The organism is Faecalicatena contorta (assembly GCF_021531895.1).
Classification (GTDB): domain Bacteria; phylum Bacillota; class Clostridia; order Lachnospirales; family Lachnospiraceae; genus JAFBIX01.
Map to the genome: position 1 here is coordinate 1 of NZ_JAFBIX010000054.1, position 5,086 is coordinate 5,086.

A 5,086-nucleotide genomic window follows, 5' to 3' on the forward strand; every position below is an offset into this window, starting at 1 on the left:
TTTTTCAAGGCATAGTATCCTCTATGTCCAATGTTTATGTCCATTTCTCGCAAATTTCTTTTCCTGCACGATATTCAGTTGTCAATTTTCGCTTGGAATCTCATTCATTGAGATTCCGAGAAGTTATATATGGTGAATCATATTTTGATATTCTTCCATGTCTTTTAGTACTGTAAACGCAGAATGCGACAATGCCTGCACTACATTCTGTCTGACAAATGCTCTGTCCCTTGGCGTCTGGTCTCCAAGTGGAAGCTGCTCAATCCACTCCTCCAATCGATCAAAGTAAGCATCCCCATGAAGAAACACCTGCTCACTCTCCAGAAGTGAACATACACATTGCTCAAAATGCTTCAGTTCCTCCAATGCTTCTTCTCTCTTATCTTGAACCGCATAGACAACTGCCATCTGATAATAACATTGGGCCGCCTGATTCGGGTGAAGCTGTTCTAACTGATACAGCTTCATCATTCCTTTCATACGCCGTATCGTCTCTTCACATCGTTTCATATCCTGCATGTACAGGGATAGGTCTGACATTGCTGTATTCACCAGCTTTAACATAGAAAGATACTGTCGGATCTGCGTATAACTTTTCGCTTTTTCCAGTTCTCCTGCCATCTGGTATGCCTGTATCAGAAGCATATCATTTTGTTCCGATATCTGAAACGAATCTGCCACAGGTTCCAGCATTTCAATAACTTCTGCCATATTACCCATCTGAAGTTTTATTACTGCCTTCATAGATATGGCATCGTTACAGATACCGACATCACTGCACCGTTCCAGAATCCGGTCACAGATTACCACTGTTTCCCGCAGGATCTGCTGTCTTTCTTCTTCCGTCTCTGCCAGCATGAAGTGATTCAGATGCAAGACACATACCTGCATAAGGAACGGATAACAGGAATAATATCGATGAGTCAGTTCCCGGACTTTATCCATCGCTTCCTGAAACGGCATTTTTGTAAAATTGTTCGTAAGCTCCAGATAACAACGGCGGATCTGCTCCTTAGACATCTGCGCTTCGTACCCCATCAGTTCATCTACCGTCACATCGAACAGCGCTGCCAGCTGCGGCAGCAACATGATATCCGGTGTACTCTGCTGATTCTCCCATTTTGACACCGAAGCTTTTGTAACTCCTATAAAATCCGCCACCTCTTCCTGCGTCATTTTCCGCTCACGCCGCAGCCGGACTATATTGTCTGATAAATGAAATCCATACATAAAAAATTCGCCCTCCTTACTATATATAGTATCAGAGGACGAATGACGCTTCAATGGAGCCATACGATACTTTATGAAATTAAATCAACCAACAGGAAACTTTTCTGGTTAACGTTTTTTCTCAAACACATAACGTGTCGCAATCTCTACAATCAGGAATCCAAATGCAATCGCCATGCAGGTCTGTCCCAGTAATATCGTCTGTTCTCTTGCCATCACATAATCTGACTGCACGATTCCATGCATCATATAGAATAACGTTGCTCCCGGTATCACGGGCATAATAGATGTTGTAAGAAAAATGGTAGCCGGAGCCTTATGTATTCTGGACATTGCATAGGCATATGCCGCCACAAAAGTCGCTCCTGCCATGATGGCTGGCAGATTATTTCCATAGAAATGAATCACCAGCAGATAACAGCCACAGTTAACCAATCCTCCCACGCCTGCCCAAAAGGATTGTCTGGGTGCAGCCCGGAATACCAATGCAAATCCCATACTGGCCACACCGCAGGATATCAGCTGCACCACCACACTTGGCGCAATATACATCTCATAGATGTTACCCTCAAATAATAACATGGCAAGACCTGTCCCACATGCAATTGCAACCGCACCCAGACAGGCATGAATAATATTCAGGATCCCTGAAATATATGCACGGTCCAGAACATCCCGGATTCCATTTGCCACACCCAGTCCACTGATCAGAACCATATTCAATCCTAATATAATCCGATCCGGATGATGACCCAAGCCGAATTCTGCTGCCAGAAAAACTGCCGCCGATGACAGGAATGCAATGATAATATTGTATACTACAAGGTTATTCTCCTTTTTATCAAGAATATCTCCCAGATAAACTTCCACCAGTGTACAGATTACAATACCGACACAACTGTCCACAAAATCACAGCCAAAGTAGACACCGAATCCGACACCACCCAAGATTGCCGCCAGATAGCGAAAATAGACCGGCTGTGGCTTTCGGTTCATGACTTCCTCGTATTTCTCATGAATCTCTTCCACTGAAGGACGATTTTTACAGATATAACGGGACAGATTATTCAGATAATCCAGTCGGTCATAATTGAATCCCGTCTTATGTACCCTTCGAATCTGTGTGATATACGATCCTCCTACTGGTTTGATTGTTGCCTGGATATTACTCTGAATCACGAACACATTGCACTGTTCGACATCATAACTTTCCATCATACGATAGATACTGTCCTCTGCACGATTCGTCTCCGCACCACATTTCACCATTTCTTTTCCTATATCCAAGACCTCATTCAGCAAAGCTTCATAATCCATAACATTCCTCCGACCATAACAACTAACATTCATAGCTATTATAGCCTATCTCTGCTGTTTTCTCAAATATTATTCCGTTCCTGAATTTCCTTTATAATTTTGTTATATACTTTTTTATTCAGGCGATAGAAATATAATACAAGTGCTGTAATAATCCATAATACTCCAGGTACTGTCGTAAAAGCGTGTTTGATTACAGCTAATACAGCTGCATTCTGCTGCTGATTCGCTACGTATCCAAAAACTCCAAGAATTCCTGCCAGTACAGAAGTTCCTATTGCCATTCCAACTTTATTTCCCAAAGAAATAAATGCATACTGAAAACCATCATTACGAAGTCCTGTTTTCCATTCCCCATATTCTACACAATCCGGAACAATCGCATAAATAGCGGTATTGAAACCAGAGAAGAAAAACTGTGCCAAACAAGAAAACAGATAAAACGGAACCGGAGACTCTCCAGCCGTAAAAAAGTACATGCTGATTATACTAATTCCAGTCAGCAACGCAAAGATAGAAGCGGAACGGCCTTTGTTATTTGTCCATTTAAACACAAGTGGAAAACAGGCAGCCCCAATAATGGAAGGAATGATAATAAACAACGAGTATGTACTAAATAATGCCTTATTTCCTTCTACATAAGTAAAATAATACAATGCATCTGCATTTCTTCCATACAAAGTTACTCCAAATAAAAACTGTCCTGCTACGGCAATCATATATGGCTTATTCTTTGCTACCGCGGATAACTGTACGTTTAAAGATATTTTTTTCTTTTCCGGCACTTCCACCACTTCTTTTGTTTTGGCAAAGCAAAAGATATGACAGATTGCAAAAATGCATCCATATAAAATGGCAATCAAAAGATAGCCTCTTTTATCGTTTCCATTTCCCAGTGCTGTAATCAGTGGAACCGTTACAATATTAATAATTCCAATCGCAACCATAGCACTTACTGAACGAAAAGTATTGATTTTTGCACGTTCTTCAATATTCTGTGTCATAGCTCCACATAAGGTACCATAAGGAATATTCACACATGTATACCCTAAGACAAGAATACAATATGTAATTGCCATATAGATAATCTTTGCTGTAGGTGACCAGTTTGGATGTGCCCAGAATGTCAGCATTAATACAATAGCAGTCAAAGGTGCACCTATCAATAGCCAAGGACGATACCTTCCCCATCTGGTATGCGTCTTATCGCTTAACCCTCCAATAACCGGATCATTAATTGCATCCCAAAAACGGGAAAATAACATCAATCCTGCCACTGCTGTCATACTGATACCAAATACATCCGTATAAAAAATCATTAAAAAGTTTCCCACAAACATCTAGCTAAAATTACATCCTACATCGCCCATTCCATAAGCAATTTTGCTGATTAAAGGGACCTTTACATTCGTATCTTTCTGCTCCATATGAACCTCCTATTTACCCTGTCTTTCTTCTGATATACGAATCACTGCTTTTACAATATCCGCTTTGTTATTCACGCTGTAATCCATTGCTTTCTGTACATCGTCTAATCCAAATACATCTGTTACAATTCCTTTCAGATTGACTTTTCCAGAAGCAACTGCATCAATTGCCATTGGATAAATATGACGATAACGGAAGACTGTCTTAAAAGTCAATTCCTTGTCTAATGCAAGGCTCATTGGCAGAGTCATCTCTCCACTCTTACTATATCCCACCAATACGATCGTAGCGCCTTTTTTGGTCATGTGGATGGTCTGTACAGTTGTCAACTGTGTTCCTGCTGTTTCAATTGCCAGATCACATCCTTTTCCATCTGTCAATCTTCTAACTTCTTCTACAGCATCTTTTTCTTTTCCGTTAATCACACCATCTGCACCTAATTCCATTGCTTTTTCGAGACGTTTTTCCATAATATCAACTACATATACTTTTGACACACCCATAGCTTTTAACGCCATCATCGTTACAAGGCCAATACATCCTGCTCCCATCACTACTGCTGTCTGTCCTGTTCTCGCGCCACCCTGCATTGCAGCATGAAATCCTACAGCCAGCGGTTCAATCAGAGCGCCTTCAAGCGTACTTACATTATCTGGCAGTTTGAAACACAGATCAGCCTCATGCGCCACATATTCCTGGAAAACTCCATCCACCGGAGGAGTTGCAAAAAACACAACGTCCGGGCACAGATTATAACGACCCGTCTTACAAAATTCACAATGTCCACAAGTCTTTCCTGGTTCCAGCGCTACCCGATCTCCGACTTTCAGATGCTTTACACTCTTTCCAACACTTACGACAGTTCCGCCCGGTTCATGCCCAAGCACAAACGGTGGTTCAACGACATAATCTCCAATTGCTCCTGTCTCATAATAATGCAAGTCACTTCCACAGATTCCTACATATTCTAACTTTACTAACACTTCATCATCTTTAGGAGTTGGAATCTCTCGCTCTTCAAATCCCATTTTACCAATTCCAAGCATAACCGCAACCTTCATCTTTTCATTCATTTGAAATACCTCTTCTTTCCTTTTACTTCTTTATACAC

3 protein-coding genes and 1 pseudogene are annotated in these 5,086 nt (G+C 41.2%); all 4 read right to left on the reverse strand.

What is annotated here, in order from left to right; translation table 11 throughout:
• Positions 1-123: 123 nt before the first annotated feature.
• A complete protein-coding gene (locus JQM81_RS13200; RefSeq protein ID WP_235234260.1) occupies positions 124-1,230 on the reverse strand; it encodes a helix-turn-helix domain-containing protein in 1,107 nt (368 codons plus the stop codon).
• Between the two features lie 108 nt (positions 1,231-1,338).
• Positions 1,339-2,547, reverse strand: a complete 1,209-nt coding sequence (locus JQM81_RS13205) for a threonine/serine ThrE exporter family protein (RefSeq protein WP_235234261.1) — start codon at positions 2,545-2,547, stop codon at positions 1,339-1,341.
• A gap of 62 nt (positions 2,548-2,609) precedes the next feature.
• Positions 2,610-3,974: pseudogene (locus JQM81_RS13210) on the reverse strand (MFS transporter).
• 9 nt (positions 3,975-3,983) lie between these two features.
• Positions 3,984-5,048, reverse strand: a complete 1,065-nt coding sequence (locus tag JQM81_RS13215; protein ID WP_235234263.1) for an NAD(P)-dependent alcohol dehydrogenase — start codon at positions 5,046-5,048, stop codon at positions 3,984-3,986.
• Positions 5,049-5,086 lie beyond the last annotated feature (38 nt).